Annotated in this window: 1 protein-coding gene; it reads right to left on the bottom strand. The window is 66.4% G+C overall.

The window, feature by feature from the left end; translation table 11 throughout:
- On the bottom strand, nt 1–318 hold a 318-nt coding region (locus EN807_RS33965; RefSeq protein ID WP_145972476.1), incomplete at both ends, for a zinc-binding dehydrogenase.

The following is a 318-nucleotide window of genomic DNA, read 5'->3' on the forward strand; positions in this document are numbered from 1 at the left end:
TCCATCGCTGCCGCATCGTAGTTGCGCTGGACATAGTCGCCGCCGACCATGTCGAGGATGACATCGGCGCCCTTGCCGCCGGTCGCGTCCTTCACCGCGGCGACGAAATCCTCCTCGCGGTAGTTGATCGCGCGGTCGGCGCCGAGCTTCAGGCAGGCGTCGCATTTCTCCTTGCTGCCGGCGGTGGTGACGACATAAGCGCCGAAGGCCGCCGCCAGCTGGATCGCCGTGGTGCCGATGCCGGACGAGCCGCCATGCACCAGCAGTGTTTCGCCGCTCTTCAAGCCGCCGCGCTCGAATACATTGTGCCAGACGGTG

This window comes from Mesorhizobium sp. M5C.F.Ca.ET.164.01.1.1, from assembly GCF_004792125.1.
GTDB lineage: Bacteria > Pseudomonadota > Alphaproteobacteria > Rhizobiales > Rhizobiaceae > Mesorhizobium > Mesorhizobium wenxiniae.